At 41.1% G+C, this 24,659-nt stretch carries 27 protein-coding genes and 2 pseudogenes; 13 read left to right on the top strand and 16 right to left on the bottom strand.

All coding sequences use genetic code 11. The features are described 5' to 3' along the window. Positions 1–49 precede the first annotated feature (49 nt). The 4 genes from lolA to hemC are packed head-to-tail and all read left to right on the top strand — an operon-like array spanning position 50 to position 2,466. A complete protein-coding gene (gene lolA, locus OFN73_RS04970) occupies positions 50–562 on the top strand; it encodes a LolA-like outer membrane lipoprotein chaperone (protein ID WP_270862491.1) in 513 nt (170 codons plus the stop codon). 9 nt (positions 563–571) lie between these two features. Continuing rightward, positions 572–1,048: a low molecular weight protein-tyrosine-phosphatase gene (locus tag OFN73_RS04965; RefSeq protein WP_270862490.1), complete on the top strand. Its 477-nt coding sequence runs from the start codon at positions 572–574 to the stop codon at positions 1,046–1,048. A 35-nt stretch (positions 1,049–1,083) separates the two neighbouring features. Then, positions 1,084–1,524: an FxsA family protein gene (locus tag OFN73_RS04960; RefSeq protein ID WP_270862489.1), complete on the top strand. Its 441-nt coding sequence runs from the start codon at positions 1,084–1,086 to the stop codon at positions 1,522–1,524. Next, positions 1,525–2,466 (top strand): hydroxymethylbilane synthase, encoded by a 942-nt coding sequence (gene hemC, locus OFN73_RS04955; protein ID WP_270862488.1) that lies wholly within the window; start codon positions 1,525–1,527, stop codon positions 2,464–2,466. Between the two features lie 159 nt (positions 2,467–2,625). On the opposite strand, the gene OFN73_RS04950 is transcribed toward hemC, so the two are convergent. Next, entirely contained in the window at positions 2,626–2,766 is a 141-nt protein-coding gene (locus OFN73_RS04950) for a hypothetical protein (RefSeq protein ID WP_270858815.1), read from the bottom strand. A gap of 337 nt (positions 2,767–3,103) precedes the next feature. Between OFN73_RS04950 and OFN73_RS04945 the strand changes: the two genes are divergently transcribed. After that, positions 3,104–3,355 (top strand): hypothetical protein, encoded by a 252-nt coding sequence (locus OFN73_RS04945; protein ID WP_270858814.1) that lies wholly within the window; start codon positions 3,104–3,106, stop codon positions 3,353–3,355. Positions 3,356–3,526: 171 nt separating this feature from the next. Here the strand turns inward: OFN73_RS04945 and OFN73_RS04940 are convergent, their stop codons facing one another. Together OFN73_RS04940 and OFN73_RS04935 are read right to left on the bottom strand one after the other, a co-directional pair. Next, complete coding sequence (locus OFN73_RS04940) at positions 3,527–4,711, bottom strand: replication-associated recombination protein A (protein WP_270862487.1); 1,185 nt, start codon at positions 4,709–4,711, stop codon at positions 3,527–3,529. A gap of 93 nt (positions 4,712–4,804) precedes the next feature. Then, complete coding sequence (locus OFN73_RS04935) at positions 4,805–4,966, bottom strand: DUF1328 domain-containing protein (RefSeq protein ID WP_270862486.1); 162 nt, start codon at positions 4,964–4,966, stop codon at positions 4,805–4,807. On the opposite strand from OFN73_RS04935, the gene OFN73_RS04930 reads away from it, so the two are divergent. After that, positions 4,950–5,081 carry a hypothetical protein gene (locus OFN73_RS04930; RefSeq protein ID WP_270862485.1) on the top strand — a complete coding sequence of 44 codons (132 nt, stop codon included), beginning with the start codon at positions 4,950–4,952 and terminating at the stop codon, positions 5,079–5,081. The two genes, OFN73_RS04935 and OFN73_RS04930, sit on opposite strands and share 17 nt — an antisense overlap. Before the next feature lie 74 nt (positions 5,082–5,155). On the opposite strand, the gene OFN73_RS04925 is transcribed toward OFN73_RS04930, so the two are convergent. The 8 genes from OFN73_RS04925 to aspS form a co-directional block, all read right to left on the bottom strand. Further along, positions 5,156–8,227, bottom strand: coding sequence for an autotransporter outer membrane beta-barrel domain-containing protein (locus OFN73_RS04925; RefSeq protein WP_270862484.1), 3,072 nt, complete (start codon positions 8,225–8,227; stop codon positions 5,156–5,158). Next, positions 8,224–8,841, bottom strand: a complete 618-nt coding sequence (locus tag OFN73_RS04920) for a hypothetical protein (protein ID WP_270862483.1) — start codon at positions 8,839–8,841, stop codon at positions 8,224–8,226. Before OFN73_RS04920 ends, OFN73_RS04925 begins: the two co-directional genes overlap by 4 nt. 246 nt (positions 8,842–9,087) lie before the next feature. After that, entirely contained in the window at positions 9,088–9,471 is a 384-nt protein-coding gene (locus OFN73_RS04915) for a YgiW/YdeI family stress tolerance OB fold protein (RefSeq protein WP_270862482.1), read from the bottom strand. 60 nt (positions 9,472–9,531) lie between these two features. Beyond that, complete coding sequence (locus OFN73_RS04910; RefSeq protein WP_270862481.1) at positions 9,532–9,954, bottom strand: Sua5 YciO YrdC YwlC family protein; 423 nt, start codon at positions 9,952–9,954, stop codon at positions 9,532–9,534. A 39-nt stretch (positions 9,955–9,993) separates the two neighbouring features. Next, positions 9,994–10,512 carry an inorganic diphosphatase gene (ppa, locus tag OFN73_RS04905; protein WP_270862480.1) on the bottom strand — a complete coding sequence of 173 codons (519 nt, stop codon included), beginning with the start codon at positions 10,510–10,512 and terminating at the stop codon, positions 9,994–9,996. A gap of 29 nt (positions 10,513–10,541) precedes the next feature. Beyond that, positions 10,542–10,706, bottom strand: a complete 165-nt coding sequence (locus tag OFN73_RS04900) for a hypothetical protein (RefSeq protein WP_270862479.1) — start codon at positions 10,704–10,706, stop codon at positions 10,542–10,544. A 22-nt stretch (positions 10,707–10,728) separates the two neighbouring features. Further along, a complete protein-coding gene (locus tag OFN73_RS04895) occupies positions 10,729–11,304 on the bottom strand; it encodes an adenylate kinase (RefSeq protein WP_270858806.1) in 576 nt (191 codons plus the stop codon). After that, the gene (gene aspS / locus OFN73_RS04890) at positions 11,301–13,055 is read right to left on the bottom strand and encodes an aspartate--tRNA ligase (protein WP_270862478.1); all 1,755 of its coding nucleotides are present in this window, start codon (positions 13,053–13,055) and stop codon (positions 11,301–11,303) included. Before aspS ends, OFN73_RS04895 begins: the two co-directional genes overlap by 4 nt. An 86-nt stretch (positions 13,056–13,141) precedes the next feature. On the opposite strand from aspS, the gene OFN73_RS04885 reads away from it, so the two are divergent. The 5 genes from OFN73_RS04885 to OFN73_RS04865 all read left to right on the top strand — a co-directional run bounded on the left by OFN73_RS04885 (position 13,142) and on the right by OFN73_RS04865 (position 18,270). Beyond that, positions 13,142–14,023 carry an NAD(+) kinase gene (locus OFN73_RS04885; RefSeq protein WP_270862477.1) on the top strand — a complete coding sequence of 294 codons (882 nt, stop codon included), beginning with the start codon at positions 13,142–13,144 and terminating at the stop codon, positions 14,021–14,023. Continuing rightward, positions 14,017–15,537, top strand: a complete 1,521-nt coding sequence (locus OFN73_RS04880; protein ID WP_270862476.1) for an AAA family ATPase — start codon at positions 14,017–14,019, stop codon at positions 15,535–15,537. The genes OFN73_RS04885 and OFN73_RS04880 overlap by 7 nt, the downstream gene beginning before the upstream one ends. 110 nt (positions 15,538–15,647) lie before the next feature. Then, positions 15,648–16,439 carry a TatD family hydrolase gene (locus tag OFN73_RS04875; RefSeq protein WP_270862475.1) on the top strand — a complete coding sequence of 264 codons (792 nt, stop codon included), beginning with the start codon at positions 15,648–15,650 and terminating at the stop codon, positions 16,437–16,439. Further along, positions 16,439–17,491 carry a lytic transglycosylase domain-containing protein gene (locus tag OFN73_RS04870; protein WP_270862474.1) on the top strand — a complete coding sequence of 351 codons (1,053 nt, stop codon included), beginning with the start codon at positions 16,439–16,441 and terminating at the stop codon, positions 17,489–17,491. The genes OFN73_RS04875 and OFN73_RS04870 overlap by 1 nt, the downstream gene beginning before the upstream one ends. Positions 17,492–17,505: 14 nt before the next feature. Continuing rightward, on the top strand, positions 17,506–18,270 hold the full coding sequence (locus tag OFN73_RS04865) for a septal ring lytic transglycosylase RlpA family protein (RefSeq protein ID WP_270862473.1): 765 nt from the start codon (positions 17,506–17,508) through the stop codon (positions 18,268–18,270). A 362-nt stretch (positions 18,271–18,632) separates the two neighbouring features. Here the strand turns inward: OFN73_RS04865 and OFN73_RS04860 are convergent, their stop codons facing one another. After that, positions 18,633–19,136, bottom strand: a complete 504-nt coding sequence (locus OFN73_RS04860; RefSeq protein WP_270862472.1) for a hypothetical protein — start codon at positions 19,134–19,136, stop codon at positions 18,633–18,635. A gap of 333 nt (positions 19,137–19,469) precedes the next feature. Here OFN73_RS04860 and OFN73_RS08155 point away from each other — a divergent pair. Continuing rightward, a pseudogene (locus OFN73_RS08155) lies at positions 19,470–19,559 on the top strand (transposase-like zinc-binding domain-containing protein); the annotation flags it as partial. Between the two features lie 9 nt (positions 19,560–19,568). Here OFN73_RS08155 and OFN73_RS04855 read toward each other — a convergent pair. Beyond that, entirely contained in the window at positions 19,569–19,703 is a 135-nt protein-coding gene (locus OFN73_RS04855; protein WP_270862471.1) for a hypothetical protein, read from the bottom strand. A gap of 84 nt (positions 19,704–19,787) precedes the next feature. Between OFN73_RS04855 and OFN73_RS04850 the strand changes: the two genes are divergently transcribed. Further along, positions 19,788–20,111, top strand: a complete 324-nt coding sequence (locus OFN73_RS04850) for a hypothetical protein (RefSeq protein WP_270862470.1) — start codon at positions 19,788–19,790, stop codon at positions 20,109–20,111. A 176-nt stretch (positions 20,112–20,287) separates the two neighbouring features. Here OFN73_RS04850 and OFN73_RS04845 read toward each other — a convergent pair whose 3' ends face one another. The 3 genes and pseudogenes from OFN73_RS04845 to ispG form a co-directional block, all read right to left on the bottom strand. After that, on the bottom strand, positions 20,288–21,523 hold the full coding sequence (locus tag OFN73_RS04845; RefSeq protein WP_270862469.1) for a multidrug effflux MFS transporter: 1,236 nt from the start codon (positions 21,521–21,523) through the stop codon (positions 20,288–20,290). 462 nt (positions 21,524–21,985) lie between these two features. Continuing rightward, positions 21,986–23,344: pseudogene (locus OFN73_RS04840) on the bottom strand (replicative DNA helicase); the annotation flags it as partial. 49 nt (positions 23,345–23,393) lie between these two features. After that, on the bottom strand, positions 23,394–24,455 hold the full coding sequence (gene ispG, locus OFN73_RS04835) for a flavodoxin-dependent (E)-4-hydroxy-3-methylbut-2-enyl-diphosphate synthase (RefSeq protein ID WP_270862467.1): 1,062 nt from the start codon (positions 24,453–24,455) through the stop codon (positions 23,394–23,396). Positions 24,456–24,659 lie beyond the last annotated feature (204 nt).

The raw sequence follows: 24,659 nt of genomic DNA, 5'->3' as shown, positions 1-24,659 counted from the left end.
AAAAACAGCTATAATAACGCAAAATTTTAAATTTAAAGAGGTTTGAGATATGAAAAAATCTGTTTTTGTATTGGCACTTTGCGCTTCGTTTTCGCTCGCAAATCCGCTCGAATTCGACACTCTAAGCGCAAATTTCACCCAAAGCGTCCAAAGCGAAGACGCCAAAATCAACTACACAGGCGATTTTAGCGCGACCAAAGAGCATGCCGTGTGGCACTACACAAGCCCAACGAAAAAAAATATATTTTTTAGCTTCACAAAGGTTACGGTCATCGAGCCTGATTTGGAGCAAGCTATCATCACAAATATCAAAGAAACGCCGAATTTAGTGGCGATTTTATCTGGCGCGAAACAAAACAAATCAGGCGCTTACGAAGCCGAGCTTGACGGCGTGAAATACTTCATCACCACCCAAAACGACGCCCCTAGCCAAATCTCATACACCGACAAACTCGATAATAAAGTCGTGATAAATCTGCAAAGCGTGCGCAAAAATGAGAAAATAGACGAGAAAATTTTCGCACCAAATATCCCTAATCACTACGACATAATCACGCAATAAAGGGCAGAAATGAGAATTTTATTCGTTTGTCACGGAAATATTTGTCGCTCGCCAATGGCGCAGGCTATCATGGAAAATTTAGTAAGAATTCGCGGTTTGCAGGATAAAATTCATTGCGATTCCAAAGCCACTCACACCGATGAAATCGGCTCTGCGCCCTACTACGAAACCAAGCGAGTATTACGCGAAAAGGCCGTGCCTCTCATGACTCATGTTGCCACGCAAATCACAAAAGCTGATCTTGAAAATTTTGATTTGATTTTGTGTATGGACGAGGAAAATATGCGCGCCCTTGCCCGAATTTTTGGGCTAAATTCGCCAAAAGTAAAATTCTTACTCGAATTTGCGGTAGGCCAAAACGCGCCAAAATCGCAAAAAATCATCGCAGATCCATACTACACACGCGATTTTGAGAGCTGTTATGACGATATCGCCAAATCGTGCGAAGCGCTAATGCAAAAAATAGAAAATTTAGAAAGCTTTTGATAAAATTGGCGCTTTAAATTTCAGCAAGGATAGAAATGTTTAGGTTTTTGATACTTCCGTATTTGGTGCTAGAAATGATAATCACATACCATTTTTTGCATGCAAACGGATTTGTGATTTTTGTCATCGAAGTCCTTGCCAGCACGATTTTGGGGCTATTTTTGATGACAAAACACCCAATGGTAAATTTGGCAAATTTCGCCCGTATCACGCCAAAATATATTTTGAGTGAATTTGGCTTTGTCGCGGCTGGTTTTGCGCTATGTGTGCCACTCATACTTAGCGATATTTTGGGCGTTTGCTTGCTCGTAGCGGCAGTAATTTTATACCTGAAAAACCCCGCTTCCAAAAACGACACATTTTATCGAAACAGCAGTGATTATAGCGCGCAAAACAGCACCCATTACAGACCCAAAAACCACGCAAACGACGATATAATCGACGCTGAAATCATCGAAGAGAAAAAAGGAGAATAAATGCAAAATTTAATCATAGCCACCCGCGGAAGCGTGCTGGCTCTATGGCAAAGCGAACACATAAAATCGCTAATCGAGCAAAAACACGGAGTTAAGGTCGAGCTAAAAAGTATGAAAACCAAGGGCGATAAAATTTTAGACACACCGCTTGCAAAAATCGGTGGCAAGGGGCTATTTACCAAAGAGCTAGAAGAGTGTATGCTCCGAGGCGAAGCCCACCTAGCCGTGCATAGCCTAAAAGATGTGCCGGTTGTGTTTCCCGAGGGTCTAGTTTTGGCTGCAATCGGTGCTAGGGAGGACGAAAGGGACGCGATGATTAGCGAAAAATACGCTAAATTTAGCGACCTGCCAAAGGGTGCGAAAATCGGCACCACAAGCCTTCGTCGTAAAATGCAACTACTAAAAATGCGCCCTGATTTGGAGATTATTTCGCTTCGCGGAAATGTCCAAACACGCCTCAAAAAGCTAAAAGACGGCGAATTTGACGCGATAATTTTGGCAATGGCTGGGATAAATAGGCTAAATTTAAGAGCCGAAGTGGCGTATGTTTATACCTTCGAGCTCGATGAAATGGTGCCTGCAATGGGTCAAGGAGCACTTGGGATTGAGTGTGCCGACAAAAAAGAGTTGCTCGAAATTTTAAATTTCATAAACGACGAAAACAGCGTGCTTGCGACAAATTTAGAAAGGGCATTTGTGGCGAGATTGGAGGGCGGTTGCCAAGTGCCAATCGGCGTAAATGCGCAAATCTCAGATGATAGCGTGATCGTGCGCGCAGTCGTGGGACTGCCTGATGGAAGCGAGTTTATCGAGGATAAACTCTGCCTTGCACGCGCAGGAATCAATGCGAAAATGGCGCAAAAAATCGGCACAGATTTTGGCGATAAATTTATCGCCAAAGGGGCAAAAGAGCTTCTAGCCCGCGCCGAAGCTATGGCGTAAATCACACTTCATGCCTTGCGGTGGCGCAAATTTACCATTGCAGGGCATTAATCTACAAAATTTTAAAATTTCAAATTCCACGAAACACTAAGCTTGAATTTTATTTTTGGATAATTTGCGCTTATTTCAAAGAACTCATCGAAAGGCTAAAACAAGTTTTTACTCGCTACAACCGCCCAAAAGAGCCAAAAAGCCTAAAATCGACCAGCCAGTCGGCAAATCAAAAAACCTTTTTCCCACCCATGAAATTAAGCCGATTATGATAAACACATATAAAAGTCCTAGCGCGACATTTTCCATAAATTTGCCTTTGTATGATGAATTTGCTCTGCTTTGGCTACGCCTTTGCTTTGCTTATTTAGATTATATAAAATTTAAATCTAAGAGCGGTAGGACTCGCACCTACAATACGCAATCTTATCCTGCTTTTAAAGGGATTGCCCGGACTACTATGTTACCGCCATCAACTCTTAGATTTTAAAAGAGCTAGCCAAGCTCTTGGCATTTATGTTTGCGGTAAAGACTTATACCCGCGACCCTAACAAAAGGGCTGAACTTACCCAAAGTGGCTACTTTTGGGTGGCGATCGCAGTCTTAATTCAACATAAAGCTTTAATAAAAATTTCAAAGGTAATAAATGGTGACGAGAGTTGAACTCGCGATGGCACTATTTAAACGGCGCAACACGACCACATGGTATATCTGCCACTTATTACGCTTGTATTGTATCAAAAAAGTGAAATTTACCAAAATAAAGAATTTAAAAACAACTCGCGAGAGCGAGAGCTTAACGCATAGTATGATTAAAAGTCTGTATCATACTCGCCACCAAAAATGGCTAAAAACAGCGCAAAAACCAAAGAGCCATATTTTTTTATCAAAAAAATAAGATGATAGAAAACAAAATGACCAAAAACATTTCAACTCCCATTTTCTGCGGTTTTACAAAGATTATAGCAAGAAAATAGCAAAGATTAAAGATAAAAAAATATATAAAAGCCAAAATATCGCTTTTGCAATGATAAATTTGTAAAATTCTACGCTAAATTTTGCGTAAAATTCAAATTTCACCCTTTATCTTTTTAAGCCACTCATCTAGCGTTTTTTCGAAGCCGATTTGTTTGCTGTGGTAAAATTTCACTCTCGCGCTAGTGTATTCTTGCTCCACCCAGCCGCCGAAATCATGCGGATAAAGGTAGTTTGCGATCTCTTTGTCCGAGTTTATCAAATGCCTTGGCGTAGGCAAAATTTCCCCCTCTCGCACGAATTTCAAAGCCTCGTTTATGGCGTTGTAAGCGGAGTTTGATTTGGGCGAGTGTGCCAAATATACCGCGCATTGTCCCAGTATTATGCGAGCTTCTGGGTAGCCGATTTTGCTGACTGCCAAAAGTGTATTAACCGCCATATTTAGGGCATTTGGATTGGCGTTGCCGATATCTTCGCTAGCTAGAATTACCATGCGCCTAGCGATGAAATCCGCGCTCTCCCCAGCCTCGATTAGGCGCGCCACATAGTATAGGGCGGCGTCCGCGTCGCTTCCACGCAGGCTTTTTATCATCGCACTTGCTAGCTCGTAGTGCGTATCGTCCGAGCTTACCCCCTGTGCGACGGCACTCGCGCGCAGTGTTTTTAGAGTATCGAGAGAGATTTTGCTATCAGCCAAAATCGCAAATTCGAGCAAATTTAAAAGACTTCGCCCGTCCCCTGCGCTAGTGTGTATAAGATACTCTCTGGCGTCATCATCGCACGCGAAGTCCAGCTCGCCCTGCACTCGCTCAAAAAGCTCGCTCATTTCCTGCGCCCCCAAAGGCTCAAACTCAAAAATCATCGAGCGAGAGCGAATCCCGGAGCTTATGACAAACTGCGGATTTTCCGTGGTAGCGCCGATGATAATCGCTTCGTAATTTTCCATTGGGATTAGTAAAACCTCTTGCTGGGTTTTGCTTAGGCGGTGGATTTCGTCGATGAAAATCAGCGGTTTGGCTAGCACGCCAGAGTGCGCAGATAGGATTTTGCGGATATCTTCGACTTTTAGGCTCGTGGCGTCAAGCTCGTAAAAATCGTAGTTCAGCTCGCTTGCGAGCACGCGCGCCATAGTGGTTTTGCCACACCCTGCCGCGCCGAAAAATATACTATGCGGAATTTTGCCAGAAGCGATAAATTTTTTAAAAAGCTCCACGATTTTTTTCTGACCTAGAATTTCATTTAAGCTTTTGGGACGAAATTTTAGCGCTAGACTTTGCATGATTAACCTTTGAAATTTAATGCGTGATTGTAGCGAAGTAAGGATAAATTTTAAGTTACACGCCAAATTTACGAAGCGCAAAGGCTTCGTAAGCTAGCGTTTGATGAATTTTAAAACAAATGAAATCGCAAAAAGCACAAGAAAGACAAAAAACAGGATTTTCGCAATACCTGCGCTTGTACCAGCGATCCCGCCAAAGCCGAAAATTCCAGCCACGATTGCGATGATTAGGAAGATTATGGCGTATCTTAGCATTTTAGCCTCCATTAAAAATTTCGCCAAAGCGATTGGGGAAATTTTAACTCTATTTGGTAATGAAATGATAAAGATTTGTGAAATTTTGAGCTACGAGCCAAATTTTGGCAAATAAAAAGGGAATTTAGCAAATTTGCCAAATTCCCTTGCTGACTAAATTTTATGAAATTTAACCATTAAATTTCAAATTTAAAACCTAAATGTCAATCCGACATTTCCACTATATCCGCGCTCTTTGCCAGCATAACCTTTCGCGCCAATGTCAAATTTAAGCGCACCGCTGTCGTAAGTGTAGCCTACCTCAGCGATTCCGCTTGCGCCTTTTAGGCTTGGGCTTGCGATACTTGCGCTTTGATTTAGCGCGCTAACTCGCCCAGTAGCGTCGCCGTCAAATTCGTGCTGATATGCTAGACCTGCATAAACCGCGCTAGTTTCGCTAAATTTCATAGTGTCTTTGACGCCAAATTTCACTTTATGCGAACTCATAGCGTCAAACGCCACATTTACGCCTTTTAGCGTGATTTCATCGCCCTCGGTATGAGAGTAGAAGTATTTGGCATAGATATCAAGGTCGTTTGAGGCACCTAGCGCAAAAACCTTGCCCACGCCAAAGTGCGCGCCATAATACGAGCTAGAAATTTCGTATTCGTCGTATAGACCCTTGTCGGCTTCGGTTTTTAGCTTGCCTACGCGAAGGCTTCCCTCGGTGTAGTATCCAGCCACGCTTTGGTATTTGGCAAACACGCCACCGCCTATTAGCTCGGTATCGCCCTTGCCTACTAAGCCGTTGTCTAGGTGAGTTTCAAAGCTTGCCCTGCCATACTCGATAAATGCACCAGTGGTCAAGTCTGCACCGCTTAGGCTGTGTGTGCCAGCTACGCCGACATTGACGCTAAATCCCTTGCTTTCGACATGCGAGCCTGTTTTGTATTTTTTGTCATTTCCGCTTGAAACGGCATAGACGACAGCATCGCTACCGCTCTCGCCACCATTTGCGGCCAAATTTACGATAGAATCCAAATTCGAACCCAGCATGCTACCGGCCTCGCCCACTGCGATTAGGCCTGCTAAATTTGTCTCTAATAGCTGTTTTGAGTTTTCATTAGCCTTAGCACCACCAGAACCTGAACCGCCTGTGCCTAAACCGCCAGTTGAGCCACCACCGCTATTATCAGGGTCGCCGTTAAATTTAAGGTCTAAATTCTTTTGGTTTGCATCAAGTTCTATATTTGCTTTGACATTAATCAAATTTCCTACATTTACATCAACTCCGCTTACATCGGTTGTGCTTGGAGCAGTAAGCTTTCCTGCTGTTTGGATTAGGTGTATTACGCCTGTTCCGCTTAAACCACTAGCATCAGCTAAAAACGCACTTACCTTTGTAGAGCTTAAATCAGTATTTCCTGTTGTGGTTAGTTTTAGAGCTGTGCTATCATATTTAACTGAATTTGATAGATAAAATTCTATTTCTTTTGCTTTTATATCATTTGCTGTGATTGTATTTAAATTTGAACCACTAAAAAAGCTTACCTTGTTTGCTTCTATATCTCCCGTTATAGTTGCTTTTGAATCGCCAAAAATAATGCTTCCGTTAGTTGATCTTAAACCGCCATTTAGTGTTAGATCTGCTTGATTTAGCACTATGTTATTTACGGTTAAGATGTCATTACCGGCAGTAATATCGCCTGATAAATTTAGGCTTTTTACACTTGTGCTACCATTTAGTGTAGAGTTAGCTATACTTACATCACTACTTGCGGCATTTATCTCTCCTACATTTTTAGCGTTTTCTAGATTGATTGTAGTTTGATAGTTAGATAAATTTAGGTTTAAACCACCATAGTCAGCGCCATTGTTTAAATTTACGGTTATGCCGTCAGCTATGCCGTCTTCGGTGTCGCCAAATGTGTCGCCTTGTATTTTTTCGTTTGAGACAACTTCACTAGAAATAAACAAACCTTTTTCATCATCACTTAGAAAAATTCCGCCTTTGGCGACATTATACTCTGTTTTTGAAGTTACATTAAAGGTATTTCCCGTAACGCTTTGAGTGCTTTTTAGCCAAGTGTCATTAACGATGATTTTACCATCGCTTTTTAACAAGTAGTATTTGTTATCAGTGCCGTCAAGATAGGCTTTATATCCGTCAGCCGAGCCATTAATTGTTATCATCTTTGTTTCTGTTAGGTCGGTTGTATCTTTATCGGTAAATTTCATAGCAAAATAATCGTTATCTAACTTAGTAGGTAGGTAAAAATTTAAATTTTCAAAGTTAAATATATTTTTTACAATAACTTCTTTTACTCGATAATCATTAGAACCCAAATTTAAAGTATTACCAGTGCGACTATCTTGTGACCAATACGCGTCTCCACCATAAATATAACCAACATTATCGCATTCAATAGTAACAGTATTATTTATAGCATCTCCATCATCTGAATATCCACCATAAACATTTGAGCTAGTAGGTCTAGATATTATTACAGTATTATTTGTAGCATCTCCTTTGTTTGCTGAATATCCACCATAAATATTTCCGTTTGTAATTGTTCCATTATTTAAAATCACCGAATTATTTTTAGCTGAACCGTTTTCAGAATAACCACCATAAACAGATTTGTCATAATGAATACCACCATTGAATTTGACGGAATTGCCTTCTGCATCGGCTCCATTTCTATTTGCATATCCGCCATACACATCACCTAATAATTGTCCGCCTGTGATCTCTACCAAGTTGTTTATTGCGTTTGCTCCACCATTACGAGAAGAATATCCACCATAAATATCGGCAGTATGATAACCACCTGAAATATATACTTTATTTTCTTTAACTGCTTGCGATGGTGCCTCAGTATAACCTCCATAGATACCGTAAGATACTCTGCCGCCATTGTTATTGTTACTATTTATATATACTGTATTTTGGCTAACAGATTGATCACCTGAACCAATATGGCGCCCACCATAGATATGTCCTATATTTCCGCCGTCAAGGGTTATTTTGTTTTTTTCATATCCACCTCCTTCGACAGTTTGCAATTCTAATGTTGTTCCTGTAATATTAATGGTTATAATATTTTTATTATCATCAGTTGGGTTAAAATTTGCATTATTCGGAACTTTAACAGGTGCATTATCGCCTTTTTTATAATAGAAGTAACCATTGTCATAAAAAATCTCATAACTATCCCCCGCCACAGCCATACTACTAAGCACAGTAAGTGCAGCTAATGAAAATTTAAATTTTGAATTCATTGTTTAGCCTTTTTTTGTATTGAAACTTTTGAATTTGTTGCGTCTTGTTCTGCTATTACTCTATGAGTTGTTGTCGCTCTACTCTCTGAAAGAGCAGGTTGTTTTACTACTAAAATTTTACTTGGGTCAAAAGAACTTCTGCGACAATGAAAAATCGAATTATTTTTCAAACACAATTCTCGCCAACTACGACGGTCTCGGATTGAGTTTTTTAACTCATCAATATCGATTGAACCAAGTGCCGAAATACGCTCGGTAACCCCGTCTGCAACACCATAAACAAAAAATTCTTGTTTGGAATTCAACTCTCTAAAACCATTTTGCAAATTTTGCATAACTTTTGGCTCGATTTTATCGACAAACAAGATGATAGGTTTATCATTTGAGATTTTTTTAAGCTCGTTAAATTCGGCTTTGCCATATTTGCTTAAAGCACCTTTGCTGTCAAAAGTTTTGTTTAAATCTATGCTTTGTAAATTTTGCAATAGCTCTAAATCTTGTGTTTGCAAAGCTTCTTGCTCCTGTGCCACCGAATTTGGCGAATTTGTGCCGTTAAAACAACCACTAAACACAGCAACTAAAACCAAGCAAATACTTAAATTTACTAACTTCATTTTTGCTCCTTTTATTGAAAATGTTCTTTTTATTTAAATTCCATCTAATTATACAACGGGGGGGGGGGGGGAATTGTCAAGGGGTTTTTTAAATTTTGGTTAAAAAATACGGCTAAATTTGGGAATTTTAGAAAATTTAGCGAAATTTAAAAACGCCACCGCAAGCGAGGCAGTATTTCGGGCTTGCGGCAGCGTGGGATTTGAAATATAAATTTTGTAAAATTTTGCGCTAAATTTTACGCAAAATTATTTCACAGGCAAGACATCATCGACATCGATTTCTACGCCGACTAAATCCTTATCCACCTCGCCGACTATGCGGATTTTGGTATCTGGGCTCACGACTAGGCCATTCCAGTCATCATCGTCGATATCTACGGTGATAGAGGCGCCACTTTTATCCACGAATAGATATTTATCGTCGTTATTTAGGCGTTTTTTGATATTTCCCACTAGGGTTACCTTCGTATCATCGCGCAAATCTTTCGCCTCTTTGACGCTAACTACGCGGTATGATTTGGCGCCGTATTCGACGAACTCGCCCTTGCTGCTGCCATCACCTCCGACAAAACCACCCTTTGCCAAGGCAAATGCGCAAACCGCGCTAAGGATTAGAAATTTTTTTACCATAATTCGCTCCTTTTAAGAAATTTTTTGTGTGATTTTACAATATTTGAATTAAATCTAAATTTAACGAATTTTTTTAATTTTAAAATTTGAAATTTTATACATTTTCGAGGGGGCATGCTCGCTAAATTTCTCATCTACGATGATATCTGCGATTTCGCGCGCATACTCTTCGTCGAATTTCTCGCCGTGCAAATTCGCTGAGCTCGAATACATCGCGCCAAATTGTCGCAGAAATTTCGCATGCTCACAGCCTTGCACATAGCGAAGTGAAATTTGATTTGGGTAGATAAAGGTCGATTTTTTCGCCCTTCGCACGAGATTTTTAAATTTTTCTGGCACGCGCGCTAAGGTTTTTAGCTCGTTTAAATTTGCCGTGGTTAGCACGCAGGGAGTGTTTTTGGGGCGCATTTTCGCGCGGTTAATCTGCGTAAAGTCCTTGCTTAAAAATCCGGCTGTGGTGTCTGTCTGAGCTAGGTAAATCATAGCGGAAGTGAAATTTCGCCCGAAATTTGGGCGAAATTATTATTTGTAGTTTGTGATTGCGCGAGATAGGATTGCCTCGGCCTTGCTAGCGTCCTCGAAATCCTTGACCTTCACCCATTTGCCCGGCTCCAACGCTTTGTAGGTTTCAAAGAAATTTTTGATTCTATCAAGCGTGATTTTTGGCAAATCGCTTAGAGATTTGATATTTTCATATCGTGGGTCGATTTTGCTAACCGGCACGGCTAGAAGTTTTTCGTCCATTCCGCTCTCATCTTCCATAACCAAAACGCCGATTAAGCGGCATGGGATTACTGAGCCTGCTTGAAGCGGGTATTCATTTAGTACCAAAATGTCGGCAGGATCGCCGTCATCTGCTAGCGTATTTGGCACAAAGCCGTAGTTTGCAGGGTAAAACATCGCCGAATACATAACGCGATCAACGCAAACCGCACCGCTTTCTTTGTCGATTTCATATTTTATGTTTGAGCCGTAAGGAATTTCGATTACAGCGTTGATTTTATCAGGGTTTGAACCTGCTTTGATTTTAGAAATATCCATTTTTTGTCCTTTTTATTAAATTTGTAAATTTACCACGCATTTATAGAAAATCCCGTGAAAACTCCACCACCGCCGCTGTTTCCTGCTGCGCTTACGGATTTTTTGGCTTCACAACCAGCGCAAAAAACCAAAACAGCGAAAACAGCGCAAATTCTAAGGCAAAATTTCATGCCAAATTTGGGGCTAAATTTCACAGGAATTCCCTAAATATCACTCTTAGCCAATGATTTTTTTCGCGATTATATCGTTGATATCTTCGACGATTTCTTCGATTGTGCGTTCGCCATCAACTGAGTAAAAAATCTCTTTTTTGCCGTAAAATTCGCGGATTGCGCCGATTGGTTCGTTGAAGACTTTCATGCGGTTATAAAAAACTTGCTCGTTATCATCAGCTCCCCTTGCACGACCCAAAACGCGCTCTTTGGCTGTGTTTTCGCTGACAGCTACTTCGATTACTGCGCTAAGCTCGATCTCATCGTCGCTTTTTAAAACTTCGTCGAGTTTTGTCATTTGCTCCACGCTTCTTGGGTAGCCGTCAATGATGATAAAATCTTTTGGCGAGCTTTTAATCGCAGAAGTTATCGTGCCTACAACCACTTCAAGCGGGACTAAATTTCCAGCTGAGATAAAGCTGTCGATTGTTTTGCCTAGTTCGCTACCGCTTGCTACCTCTGCGCGAAGCAAATCGCCAGTAGAGTAGTGAGCGATACTCTCGTTGTTTTGCGCGATCAAGCTAGCGTCTGTGGTTTTGCCGCTGCCTGGTGCGCCGATGATTAAAAATAGATTTTTCATTTTTTATCCTTTAAATTTATTCTAAGTCCCAATTCTTGGAGCTGTTCGCTACTAACCTCGCTTGGAGCCTTTGTCATAGGGCATTGCGCTCTTTGAGTTTTAGGGAAGGCGATGACATCTCTAATGCTACTTGATTTGGTTACTAGCATCATAAGTCTGTCAAAACCAATCGCGATACCGCCGTGTGGTGGCGCACCAAAGCTAAGCGCGTCAAGCAAGAAGCCAAATTTTTCTCTTTGCTCGTCTGGCTCTATTTTAAGCAGTTTGAAAACCTTTTCTTGGATATCAGCTTTGTGGATTCTGATACTTCCACCACCAAGTTCCACGCCATTTAGCACGACATCGTAAGCGATAGAGGTGATTTCTTCCATATCTGGCTCATCGACATTGTTTGGCATAGTAAATGGGTGGTGCATAGCCGAGTAGCTTCCGTCGTCATTTTGCTCGAACATTGGGAAATTTACAACCCACAAAAATTCAAGTTTGTTCTCGTCGATAATGCCAAGCTCGTTTGCAAGGAAAATTCTAAATCTACCCATATAATCAAGCACGATTTTTTTCTTTCCAGCACCGAAAAATACGACATCGCCGACTTTTAGGTTGCAGCGTTTGACTAGCTCATTTACATCTGCTTCATCGAAAAATTTAACCAAAGGTCCTTTTAATCCGTCTTCTTTGACTTGGATAAATGCTAGACCTTGTGCGCCAAATTTACGCACATATTCTTCAAATCTTTGCATTTGGCGTTTGCTAAATTTTAAATCTCCACCCTCGACTACAAGGGCTTTTACGCGGTTTTTCTTAACATCTTTTGCGATATTAGCGAAAATTTCATTATTTGATCTAGCGAAAATATCAGCCACATCGATAAATGGCATACCAAAGCGAAGATCTGGTTTATCGCTACCGTAATTCTCCATAGCGTCTTTGTATTGCATTACGCGAAATGGCGTAGGAATATCGTGTCCGCAAGAAGCAAAAATATCTTTTAAAAATGTCTCAGCGACCTTCATCACATCGTTTTGATCGCAAAAGCTCATCTCGACATCTATTTGGGTAAATTCTGGCTGACGATCTGCGCGCAAATCCTCATCGCGAAAGCATTTTGCCACTTGGAAATATCTATCAAATCCAGAGCACATTAAAAGCTGTTTGAAAAGCTGTGGGCTTTGCGGAAGCGCATAAAAGCTACCCGGATAAACACGACTTGGCACCAAATAATCCCTAGCACCCTCTGGCGTAGCGCGAGTTAGCACAGGGGTTTCAACCTCGACAAAACCAAGTCTATCAAGCGCATTTCGTGCCGCAATGGCTGCCTTTGAACGCATTGCAAAGCGCTCAAATTTATCGCTCGTCCTTAAATCCAAAAATCTGTATTTTAGGCGGATTTCCTCATTTACGCTCTCATCTCCGATGACAAATGGCAATGCACGGCTCGGATTTTCGATGATTAGCTCATCGACTACGATTTCAATCTCTCCGGTTTTTAAATTTGGATTTTCCAAACCCTCGCCTCTGGCGCGCACTTTTCCATTTGCGCGCAAAACATATTCGTTTCTGACATCGTTTGCTATTTCGTAAGCACTTTTGCTATCTTTTGGATCGCATACTAGCTGTAAAAGTCCGCTTCTATCGCGCAAATCGATGAAAATAACGCCACCATGGTCGCGGTAAGAATTCACCCAACCACAAACGCTAACATTTTCGCCGATATTTGCTTTGCTTAGATCGGTGCAATAATGACTTCGCAATGTGTTCTCCTTAAAAAAAATAATTAAAACTTATGATTATAATTAAATTTTGCTTTTACAAAGCTAATTTTTTATAAAATCGCGCCATGGAAAATTTAATCGCATTACAAAAAAATTTAAAATTTGTCGGAATCATCGCCAAAACAGAGGCGGGAATTTTGCCTATTATGGAGGAAATTTCTAAAATTTTGCGCTTGGGGGGCATTGAAATTTTATGCGAAAAAACCTGCGCGCAGTATTTTGGCAAAACTGGATTTAGCATAGATGAGATTTTATCTCGCACCAAAGTTTTAATCAGCCTTGGAGGCGATGGCACGCTAATTGGCGTAGCTAGAAGCGTGCTAAAAAAAGGCGCATATATAATAGGTGTAAATGCTGGCACGCTTGGGTTTTTAACAGATATTAAAAATAGCGAATTTAACGCATTTTGGCGCGAATTTATGGCTGGGAAATTTAGGCTAGATAAACTGCCTGTTTTGAGCGTGAGTTTGGAGCGCAAAAATGGCGAGAAGCTCGAAATCAGCGCATTTAACGATATGGTTATCACGCGCTCTCATATCTCGTCAATGGCGAAAATCGACGCGTTTTTGGACGATACGCACTTCAACACATACTATGGAGACGGCGTCATAATCAGCTCGCCAGCGGGCTCGACAGCGTATAATATGAGCGCAAACGGCGCGATAATCTACCCGCTTTGCGAAGTTTTCGCTATAACGCCGATTTGCTCACACAGCCTAACCCAACGCCCGCTAATTTTGCCAAAAAGATACAAACTAGGCTTCAAAAACAGCGGAAATTCCGAGCTTTGCGTGGTCATCGACGGACAAAATTTTTACAATATGGACGAATTCAAAAGTGTGGAAGTAAAAATTTCAAAACACAAATCCCAAATAATCCGCGCTAACTCATACGATTATTTCGCGGTTTTGAAGGAAAAATTGCGCTGGGGACATGCTGGATGTTAGAGAGAGTGTATATCAAAAATCACCTTAGCTTCAACGAAATCGAGCTAAATTTCGCCCCAGGGCTTAGCGTATTTACTGGTGTGAGCGGTGCTGGAAAATCTGTGCTAATGAACGCTATTTTGGCTGTGTTTGGGCTAAGGGAAGCAGAAGCAAAGATTATAGAAGCCGACATTAGCCACGAATTTGGACTTGATGAGTTTGGCATAGAAAACGAAACGCCGAATAATTTCCGCATTTTGCGGGATAAATCCGTGCGGTATTTCATAAACTCGCAACTAATTTCAAAGAAAAATTTAACCAAAATCGCGGGCGAATATGTGAAGTTTTTGGGCGCAAAAAATGCCGATGAGATCAACTCTACCTCGCTTTTGGAGTTGCTTGATTTTATGATTTGCAAAAACGATAGCGCTCATGGCTCAAATTTGGCGAATTTTAGGGCTAAATTTAGTGAATTTTTAAGAGTGCAAAAAGAGCTTAAAAAAATCGAAGAAGAAGAAAACAAAATCGAAGAACTTAAAGAATTTGCCAAATTTGAAATCGAAAAAATCGAGCAAATTTCGCCTAAAATCGGCGAATACGAAGAGCTTTTGGCAGTCAAAAAAAAGCTTAGCAAAAAGGATAAAATCGAAGAACTTTGGGCGAGAGCCGAAGGGATTTTCGAATTTGAGCGAAGCGTGATAGAGGCGCTAAATCTAAGCGAAATGGATAGCGCGTTTTTCGAAGATAGCATGAACGAACTGCGCGTAAAAATGGAAAGCTTAAACCTAGATGAACTCGATGAAATCGATATCGAGGCAGTATTAAACAGACTAGAAGCGCTTTCAGGCTTAAACAAACGCTACGGCGACATTGCTGGCGCGCTTGACACGCTTGAAAGGCGCAAAATAGAGCTTGCACACTACGAGCAAATCAGCTTCGAAAAAAGGGATTTAAACGCGAAATTTGACGCGCTAAATTTGGAAATTTCAAATTTAGCTACTCTTATCAGCGCAAAACGAAAAGCAAGTAAAAATGCACTAGAAAGCCTGATAAATCGCTATTTGGACGATTTGTATATGCCTAGCGTGAGGCTGGAATTTTTAGAACAGAGCTTGGAAGCAAACGGTAGCGACGAAGTGCGCGTAATGCTAAATAATACCGAATTTAAAAATTTAAGCTCGGGCGAGACAAACCGCCTGCGCCTCGCCTTCATCGGGGCAAATTTGGAGATCACAAACCAAGGAAGCGGGATTTTAATCCTTGATGAGATTGATTCGAATTTAAGCGGAAAAGAGGCGATGAGTATCGCAACCGTGCTAGAAAAAATCTCGAAATACTACCAAATTTTCGCTATCTCGCACCAGCCACAACTCAGCTCCAAAGCTCACTCGCACTTTTTAATCACCAAAAATGGCGAAATTTCGAGCGTAAAACTGCTAAATGAGAGTGAAAAAATCACAGAACTAGCCAGAATGATTAGCGGAGAGACGATAAGCAAGGAAGCATTAGAATTCGCCAAAAAGCTAAAAAATTAGCTAAATTTAAGCCAAAAATGAAACTCATTTGGTATATTTAATCTTTGTTTAATTTTAATTTGGCTATTTTGGCGTAAAATGTTTTGTTTATAAATTTTTAAGTGAGTTTTATGATTATTGATACACATTGCCATTTAGATGATAGTAGCTATTTTAGCGACCTTGACGCCGTAGTTCAAAGAGCAAGCGAGCACGATGTCGGCACTATCGTCATCCCTGGTGCTAGTATGTCGGATTTAGCGCGCGCTAGGGAGATTTCTCACACTTATGCAAATGTATTCTTCGCTGTGGGCGTGCATCCTTATGAAATAGATGAATTTGACATTAATACGCTAAAAGAGTTCGCAAACGACTCAAAATGCGTAGGTGTGGGCGAGTGCGGTTTGGATTATTATCGCTTAAATGGTCTTAGCGACGAGGAAAAATCTAGCGAAAAAGCACGCCAAAAAGAGATTTTTTTGGCACAAATTGAGCTTGCCAAAGAGCTAAATTTACCACTAATCGTGCATATTAGAGATGCAAACGAAGATGCTTATCAAATTTTAAAAACTCACGCAAATGGGCTAAACGGCGGTGTTTTGCACTGCTACAATGCAAGCCCACTACTCGCAAATTTAAGCGAATTTGGATTTTATTTTGGAATCGGCGGTGTTTTGACATTTAAAAACGCAAAAAATTTAGTCGAAATTTTACCAAAACTTCCACTTGATAAAATCGTCGTCGAAACAGACGCGCCATATCTTACCCCGCACCCTCACAGAGGCGAGCGCAACGAGCCAGCCTTCACGAGCCTTGTCGTGGATAAGATAGCCGAAATTTTGGATAAAGATGTAGAATTGATTAAAAGTATCACTACGCAAAATGCTTACAGACTTTTTGCAAATCAAATTAAAGGAGATTAATGAGAGTCATTAAAATCATTTTTTTGATGCTAATTTTCGCAGGTTTTGCGCACGCTAGCCAGTCAAAAATTTCACGGGTAAATCACGACTACATTATGAACGAATTTGGCATAGAAAACAACCTTTCAAGCCAAAAAGTCGTCGCTGACATTTACCGCTCTATCGATTCTTCGGATAAAAAATTATTCAAAGACATCATCACTTCACAAGCTCACAATGCCTTTTTGGTAAAAACCGAAATCGAAAGCATTGAAGCGCCTGAGTTTTTGCTCTACCTTGCTATGGTAGAATCTCACCTCAAAAACACCGTTACTTCGCACGCCAAAGCAGGCGGTATGTGGCAACTCATGCCTACAACTGCCAAAAATTTCGGCCTGCGTATAGATACGCATGTAGATGAGCGTAGAGACCCCGCGGCCTCGACGGACGCTGCGTTTTCGTATATTTTGCATTTAAGACAAAATTTTGGCAAATGGTACACCGCTCTCATGGCGTATAATTGTGGCGAAGGCTGTATGAACAGAGCCATAAAAGCGGCTGGAAACGATGATTTAGGCACCCTACTTTCTAGCAATGCAGTGCCAAAAGAGACCAAAAATTTCATCAAACGAATTATCAAATTCGCCTACATCGCCCAAAGCGATAGTATGCAAAAGGTGCTAAGATTCGAAAACGAGCCGTGGGCGCTAAAACGCATTGCCGTAGCCCCAGGCACGAAGCTAAGCGCGATCGCCAAACAAATCGGCATTTCGCAAACCCAAATGAATAGCTACAATGCACACATTACAAACGGCGTCTCACCGAGCAATGGCAAGTATTTTTTCTATATCCCAGAGAGCAAATATACAGAATTTGTCCTAAGCAGAGGCGATTTTCAGGCGTATGAACCAAACCTTATCAAAAATCGTCCAAAGCTAAGTTTTGCGAAATTTAAGCCTCAGCACGAGCATATGATCAAGGTCGAACAGATCGAAAAAACCACTCCGACATTTGCCTCTAAAACTGACGAAAAAATCCGCACAGTCGCAATGGCGTTTGATCTCAAATTTTAAATTCGGAGTAAATTTTGCATTTTAAAAAATCAATAATTTTTAGCGCGCTTGTCGCGCTAATATTTGCTGGGTGTTTTTCATCACACAGAAATTATCCGTCATCTAGTCCAAGTTCAGGCTCAAAAGCCCCTAAAATCGGCAAAAACTCGCCTGCAACCATGCGCCCTTACAAGATAAATGGCAAAACCTACTATCCCGAGCAGGTCAGTATCGGCGATACACAAAGCGGCATTGCTAGCTGGTATGGGCCTGGCTTTAACGGCAAAAAGACAAGCAATGGCGAGATTTACGATATGAACGCCATGACCGCCGCGCACAAAACCTATCCGATGAACACCATGGTCAAGGTCACCAACCGCGACACTGGCGCAAGCGCTACCGTGCGCATAAACGACCGCGGGCCGTTTGTAAGCGGGCGCGTAATCGACCTTAGCAAAAGCGCAGCCAATAAAGTCGGCGTCTTCGCCAAAGGCACGGCTCCTGTGAAGCTCGAAGTCGTGGGATTTTATGGTCAAACTATCAAAAAAGGTGCCCCAAATGCGACGATTGTGGGCGGAAATTTTATGGTGCAAATCGGAGCGTTTAGAAACCAATCTGGCGCAGCACGCTTCACGCGAGAAAACGACGCCCTACACGGATATCCTAGCGTAATGCGCGAGTTCGACCTAGACGGCGCGCCGATTTATAGGGTATTTTTAAGTGGATTTAAAAGCGAGAGCGAGGCGCGCGATTTCATCGCCAGCGGCTCACTTCAAAACGCATTTTTTGTGCGTGAGTAAAATTTATGGCTAAATTTAGGCGAAATTTCGCCTAAATTTGGTTAAATTTATCCAAATTTTTGATTTTATTTTTTCACACGCTAACGCAAGTTTTAAACACTGCCCTGATTCGTTTAGTCTCATAAAAAGTGGAAATTTATTACCAAAGATTATTTGCAAAGCTTGGAATTTCAAGAATCTAAAAGACAAATTACGGGCGTATGGTAGTTAAATTTAATCAATAAAGAAAGATTGATTTCGTGGTGTTTCTTTATCAAAAATAATCAAAAATGATAAAATCAACATTATTTTGACTATTGAAATTTTAGGATTTACCACCTATCATCGCTTCAAGAGATTATTAAAAACCCATTGACCACACTTCAAAATTTTATCTCTTTAATGAAATCTAACGCATCGTATAATGTGCCCTTAAAAGTAGTATTTTTATATGTGAAAATGCACATTTCATCCTTAAAATATTTTAATCTCTCGTAATGCCACTCATCTATATCGCCCGTATCGCAAAAGTAGCAAAACTCACCATTACGCCCTAGCATTTCATCGCCACCATAGCCTTTTAGCTTAATTTGCCACTTTTTGTTCGGACAAGATGAAATTTTAAATTTTCTAAAATTTTTTTGATTTTTTATTTTGTATTGTTTGCGCTTTTCATCTGCTCGCAAAACGCAATCGCTAAAATCGCCTTTAAAAACCTCGCCATCTTCGAAAACAAAGCTTTTTCTGACCCCGTCATCCATATACTCGCAGACATAATCGGCGTAAATATCACCTATTTCGCCACCGCACCAATCAAAAATTTTTTCGCATTTTTCATCGATTGCGATTGCAAAAAATAATCCATCGTCAAAAACATAAAATTTCATATTTTCACCATTATAAATATTGTTTTTTTCAAAGAGAATTGATAAAAAGCGAGATTTTAGCATTTTTGGCTTTGGTTTTCAAATACCTATGAAATACTAAAAATTATCTTTCAAAATTTATGCTATTTTTGTGTTTGTTTATTGCCTGTTTATTTCAACTCACACGCCCCGCGTGGGGCGCGACAAAATGAAAACAAACCCTGACAAATTTATTAAAAATTTCGACTTAATGGACAAAATAAGGGATACAACCATTAGCAAATAGCGATGGCATCGTTATTTATAAAGCTTTTATAAAATGCTGCTAAAAAAGGTAGCTAAAATGCATAAAAAATCTGCCCAAATTGTGGCTCGCTTAGTATCGTAAAAAATGGTTTTAATAAAAATAAAAAACAAAATTTCAAATGCAAAGATTGTGGTAAAAAATTTGTTTTAAAAAACCAAAATATAGATAAAATTTACACCGAATATATTTTGGAAAACAAGCGTAGTGGTGCCACGCAGTGGCAGGTTTCTGTAAAATACCAAAATATCGACACCTTCCAAGCATTTTAAATTATCAAGCAAAAGCCTTTCAAGAGCCTTTGCTAAGCTTGAAGCAAAAAAGCCCGAAAAATTGCATTTAAAGAGGGCTAAGCAAGGCCGTGTGGTGTGCCATTTTGGCCGTGTGGGTTTCACACACAAAATTACACAAAAATCAAACTTACAAACAATCCTAAAACCGAAGCCGGGATAAATTTGCTTAGAATTTCAAAAAAGTTGAGTTATTGTAATAGTGCCGAATTTAACGAGCTTTTGAGTGATTTTTATAGTGAATTTGGGGAGTTTTTACAGGAAAAAAGCATAAATGAAAAAGGCAAAATTTTTTACACTCACAAACGCCTTAGAAGTGCCTATTTGAGCCTAAAAAGAAATCTTTCTTTGTTTTTTACTTATGAGAAATTTAACACTGTGCCAAAACGAATAATAAGCTAAAAGGGAGTTTTAAGGATTTAAAAAATAGATTAAGGGTGTATAATGGATTAAATTTGGCGAATAAAGAGAGATTGATTTCGTGGTATTTCTTTATCAAAAACAATCAGAAATGATAAAATTTATCCCTTATTTTGTCTATTAAGCCGAAATTTCATAAATTTTAAAATTCTGCGAATTTAGCTAAATTTGCGTTTTAAATTTTTAGTGAATTTTTTATTCGCGCACAGATAGACGCCGTATCCTAGGAAAATGCAAATCGCCATTACCACAGCTAGCGAAAATGGGTGATTTGCGCCGGCAGCTCCCACGATTGCGGCGATTAGCCCAGCTACCGCCATTTGCACCGCGCCTAGCACAGCTGAGGCAGAGCCTGATTTGCCCTTAAAGCGCGCCATGGCAAGCACCACGGCATTTGGGATTATGAGCCCCTTCATACCCAGCGTGAAAAAAAGGCAAACTTCAAACGCCCAAAATCCAAGCCCCAAAAGCCCGCACCCAAGCAAACACAAAGCCCCCACAATCATCGCTAAAAAGGCAAATTGCAAAATCACAAAAGGCGAGATTTTTTGCACGATTTTGGCATTTATCGCCGAAAAAATCGTCATCGACAGCGCATTTACGCCAAAAATCAACCCAAATTCCTTGCTACTTAGCCCAAAATGCTCCTTAAAAACAAACGCAGAGCCCGTGATATAGGCAAACATCGCGGCCATTGTAAGCGCAGACGAAAGCGTAAAAATAAAAAATTTGCGATTTTGCAAAATTCTAGCGTAATTTATAAAAACGGGTTTGAAGCCCAGTTTTAGGCTCTTGTCGATAATCGCGCTCTCCCTAAGCCCTAAAAATATCATCCAAAACAAAATTATTCCAAGCACAAAAAGCGTGCCAAATATCAGCTTCCACCCGCCAAAATCGAGTATAAACGCCCCAAATGTGGGCGCTAGCATAGGCGCTATGGAGCCTACTATCATCATCAGCGCCAAAACCGACGCGCCCTGGGCGGTGTCAAATTTATCGTTTATCACAGCGCGCGCAATCACCACGCCAGCGCACCCGCCAAGGGCTTGAACAAATCTAAAAAATATAAAAGCATATATATTTTGGGTATTAGCGCATAAAATACTCGCCACGATAAAAAGGCTAACGCCCGCTAGCAGGGGCTTTCTGCGACCATAAATGTCGCTTAGTGGGCCATAGATTAGCTGACCTAGCGCAAATGCGACAAAAAACGCGCTGATTGAAAGCTGAGTGTAAAATTCGCTAGTCTCAAAGCTAGTTTGGACATTTTTTAGCGCTGGCAGATACATATCCGTAGAAAGTGGCGCCACAGCCGACATATAGGCCAAAACTATGATTAAATATGGTTTTGCGATTTTGGGCGAATTTAAAAATTCGCCGATTTTTTCAAACATTAAATTCCTTAAATTTCAAAATTTAGCTAAATTTTACCTCTAAATATCCACAGGGTTTTCGTCGTTTTCGCTCGCATTTTCATCGCCAAAAAGCTCTTCGCCTTGACTTTGATTTTGCGTATATGCGCCCTGTTTTAGAACATTTGCCATATTTGTATCAGGGATTGCGAAGCTTTCGATATCTACGCTTTGGCTTGGCACATCTACGCTTTGCATAATCTCATCTGCGCCAGTTTCGATAAATTCCCCGCTCTCGCTTTCTTGCGCAAAATTTTGCGCAGTATCTCCCACGCCCTGATTTACAAAATTTGGCGCAAATTCCGACGCAGTATTTGGCGCACCTGCCCCATTTTCTAGCGAAATTTCGCCTACCATTGGCATTGCTTCGGCAAAATCCGGCGTCATATCAGGCGTCATTTCAAACTCGCTACTCTCCATTGGCGCACCACCGAAGCTCACCAAATCCACAAAACGCGTATAAGGCCCCTGAAATGCGACCTCTATCGTGCGCCCTGCTTCGCCTGAGCGGTTTTTGCCGATGATGATTTCAGCCTTTTCTTCTAGCTCATTTCGCTTAAATTCTTCTATCTCGCTCGGATCCTTGCCCGCCATTTCCAGCGCAGCTCTTTTCTCGCGATACGCCCTTTCTTTATAAACCTCATCACGATAAACAAAAAGTATAATGTCTGCGTCCTGCTCGATCGCCCCACTCTCGCGCAAATCCGCCATTTGCGGGCGTTTATCTGATCTAAGCTCCACGCCACGATTGAGCTGCGAAAGCGCGATAATCGGTATATTTAGCTCGCGCGCAAGTAGCTTTAATCCGCGCGAAATTTCGGCGATTTGCAAATGCCTCTCGCTAAAATTACTCGTGCTTGTCATAAGTCCGATATAATCCACCACGCAAAGCTCGATATTTTCGTGCGCCGCTTTGAGTTTGCGCATTTGGGTGCGTACCTGCTGGATATTGACATGACCGCTATCATAGACGAAAAGTGGCAAATCCATCATGCGTTCGCACTCGGCATTAAACCTGCTCCAATCATCATCGCTTAGCGTCGCACTTAAAATCGAATTTAGCGGCACAGAGCTTCCGATACTTAGCATTCTATACATAATCTGCACGGCTGGCATTTCGAGTGAAAAAAACACCACGCCCTTGCCCTTTTCGAGCGTTTTTAGCATGGAGTTTAGCACGAAGGCTGTCTTTCCCATACCTGGGCGCGCAGCGATGATGATAAGCTCGCCCGGTTTGTAGCCTTTGGTAAATTTATTAAGGTATGTAAATCCCGTGTCAAGCCCTACTAGCTCGGAGCCTGCTTGTTCTTTTTGTTTGCGTAGCTCGCTAACGACTTCGGTGATGATTTCGGGGCTGGTTTTGACCCCGCCGTGCTTTTCCTCGTCGATTAGTTTGTAGATTTCTGCGCTGATTTTATCGGCGGCTTCTTTGGCTTTTTGGGTTTCATTTACGATAGTAGGCGTCCTGTGCGCGATAGAATTTAGCCCGCGCTTGATAGATTTTTCTTTTAGCTCGTTTGCGTATTTTCGCGCGTCGATTAGTCCGCTCGTGGCTAAAATTTCAGCAAAAATTTGCTCGTTATACCTGCCTTCTAGCCATTTTTTGATAAAACTAGGCGCGATAGGCTCATCATGCGCCACGCACTTCGTGATAGCCTCATAAACATCGGCATGTGGCTTGAAATAAAAGTCCCCCACACCAATCATATCGCCGATTTCGCTGTATGCCTCGTCGTCTTGTATGAGCGCGCTTAAAATCGCTCTTTCCATATCCAAATCATATAAATTTGCAGCTACTTCCATAAATTTACCTTGATTAAATTTGATTAAATTTCATTAAATTTGCCAAAATTTAGCGCTCTTCATAGCGCTTCACTTCGTCCTCAACTTCGCTTAAAAATCTCTCCACAAGTTCGCTCTCTTTTAGCTTTGCCACTATTTCGCCACGCCTAATCACTAGTCCGTTTCCCTTGCCAAAGGCGATTGCGACATCTGCACCCTTTGCTTCGCCTAGCGCATTTACCACGCAGCCCATCACAGAGATATTTAAAGGTGCTTTTATGTGTTTCGTGCGCTCTTCTACGATTTTAATCGCGCTAACTAAATCGCTTTGCAGCCTCCCGCAAGTAGGACATGAGATGATATTTATGCCACTTTTTTGCACTCCGGCGTCTTGGAGTATCGCTTTGGCGACTTTGATTTCTTCTTCGAGTTCGCCTGTTATGCTTACTCTCATCGTGTCGCCGATACCTTCTAATAAAAGCGTTCCAAGTGCGATTGCACTTTTTATAGTAGCGTGAAATGTGGTGCCTGCTTCGGTTACGCCTAAATGAAACGGATACTCGCAAAGCGGACGAAGTGTGCGGTAGGCTTCTACGGTGCGGGGCACATCGGAGCTTTTTAGAGAAATCGCAATGTCGGTAAAATCGAAGTCTTCGAGCAATTTGAAATTATAAAGCGCACTCTGGATCATGCCTTGTGGGGTTCTGCCAAATTTGGCTTCAAACTGCTCTTCGAGTGAGCCTGAATTTACCCCTATGCGAATTGGCAAATTTCGCTCTTTACACGCTTTTACCACTTCTTTTATGCGCTCACTTCCGCCGATATTGCCCGGATTTATGCGAATCGCATCGACAAAAGGGGCGACTTCAAGCGCCAAGCGATAGTTAAAATGAATATCCGCAACTATCGGCAAGGGCGAGTTTTTCTTTATCTCTGCCAAAGCCTTTGCGTCGTCATGATCTAGCACGGCACATCGCACCAAATCAGCCCCCGCAAAATAAAGGCGATTTATTTGCTCCAAAGTGCCTTTTATGTCTTTTGTCTTTGAAAATGTCATCGACTGCACCGAAATCGGCGCGTCCCCACCCACTGCGACATTTCCTACTTTTATCTGTTTTGTTTTGTATCTCATTTGTAAATTTGCCTTGAATTTTAAAATTTAGTGTGCGAGATTGTAGCAAAATGTGGTTTAAATTTTGCAAATTTATAAAATCTGTCATTGCAGAGCAAGTATTACCGCACCCAAAATTTGCAAAAAACAAAACGAAATTTTATTTCACCCAAATTTGCCAAATTTAAAATAAATCTGGGCTTTAATATGATAAAATGCAAGTGT

Origin of the sequence: Campylobacter sp. JMF_14 EL1 (assembly GCF_027737585.1) — a bacterium.
In the GTDB taxonomy this organism is placed as follows: domain Bacteria; phylum Campylobacterota; class Campylobacteria; order Campylobacterales; family Campylobacteraceae; genus Campylobacter_B.
Note: the sequence above shows the minus strand (reverse complement) of the source record. Positions and strands in the feature narration are given on the sequence as shown.

Bases quoted from the DNA above. Each gene is read 5' to 3' on its own strand.
- lolA (WP_270862491.1), top strand. From the start codon at position 50: ATGAAAAAATCTGTTTTTGTATTGGCACTTTGCGCTTCGTTTTCGCTC.
- OFN73_RS04965 (WP_270862490.1), top strand. From the start codon at position 572: ATGAGAATTTTATTCGTTTGTCACGGAAATATTTGTCGCTCGCCAATG.
- OFN73_RS04960 (WP_270862489.1), top strand. From the start codon at position 1,084: ATGTTTAGGTTTTTGATACTTCCGTATTTGGTGCTAGAAATGATAATC.
- hemC (WP_270862488.1), top strand. From the start codon at position 1,525: ATGCAAAATTTAATCATAGCCACCCGCGGAAGCGTGCTGGCTCTATGG.
- OFN73_RS04950 (WP_270858815.1), bottom strand. From the start codon at position 2,766: ATGGAAAATGTCGCGCTAGGACTTTTATATGTGTTTATCATAATCGGC.
- OFN73_RS04945 (WP_270858814.1), top strand. From the start codon at position 3,104: ATGGTGACGAGAGTTGAACTCGCGATGGCACTATTTAAACGGCGCAAC.
- OFN73_RS04940 (WP_270862487.1), bottom strand. From the start codon at position 4,711: ATGCAAAGTCTAGCGCTAAAATTTCGTCCCAAAAGCTTAAATGAAATT.
- OFN73_RS04930 (WP_270862485.1), top strand. From the start codon at position 4,950: ATGGCGTATCTTAGCATTTTAGCCTCCATTAAAAATTTCGCCAAAGCG.
- OFN73_RS04935 (WP_270862486.1), bottom strand. From the start codon at position 4,966: ATGCTAAGATACGCCATAATCTTCCTAATCATCGCAATCGTGGCTGGA.
- OFN73_RS04925 (WP_270862484.1), bottom strand. From the start codon at position 8,227: ATGAATTCAAAATTTAAATTTTCATTAGCTGCACTTACTGTGCTTAGT.
- OFN73_RS04920 (WP_270862483.1), bottom strand. From the start codon at position 8,841: ATGAAGTTAGTAAATTTAAGTATTTGCTTGGTTTTAGTTGCTGTGTTT.
- OFN73_RS04915 (WP_270862482.1), bottom strand. From the start codon at position 9,471: ATGGTAAAAAAATTTCTAATCCTTAGCGCGGTTTGCGCATTTGCCTTG.
- OFN73_RS04910 (WP_270862481.1), bottom strand. From the start codon at position 9,954: ATGATTTACCTAGCTCAGACAGACACCACAGCCGGATTTTTAAGCAAG.
- ppa (WP_270862480.1), bottom strand. From the start codon at position 10,512: ATGGATATTTCTAAAATCAAAGCAGGTTCAAACCCTGATAAAATCAAC.
- OFN73_RS04895 (WP_270858806.1), bottom strand. From the start codon at position 11,304: ATGAAAAATCTATTTTTAATCATCGGCGCACCAGGCAGCGGCAAAACC.
- OFN73_RS04885 (WP_270862477.1), top strand. From the start codon at position 13,142: ATGGAAAATTTAATCGCATTACAAAAAAATTTAAAATTTGTCGGAATC.
- OFN73_RS04880 (WP_270862476.1), top strand. From the start codon at position 14,017: ATGTTAGAGAGAGTGTATATCAAAAATCACCTTAGCTTCAACGAAATC.
- OFN73_RS04875 (WP_270862475.1), top strand. From the start codon at position 15,648: ATGATTATTGATACACATTGCCATTTAGATGATAGTAGCTATTTTAGC.
- OFN73_RS04870 (WP_270862474.1), top strand. From the start codon at position 16,439: ATGAGAGTCATTAAAATCATTTTTTTGATGCTAATTTTCGCAGGTTTT.
- OFN73_RS04860 (WP_270862472.1), bottom strand. From the start codon at position 19,136: ATGAAATTTTATGTTTTTGACGATGGATTATTTTTTGCAATCGCAATC.
- OFN73_RS04845 (WP_270862469.1), bottom strand. From the start codon at position 21,523: ATGTTTGAAAAAATCGGCGAATTTTTAAATTCGCCCAAAATCGCAAAA.
- ispG (WP_270862467.1), bottom strand. From the start codon at position 24,455: ATGAGATACAAAACAAAACAGATAAAAGTAGGAAATGTCGCAGTGGGT.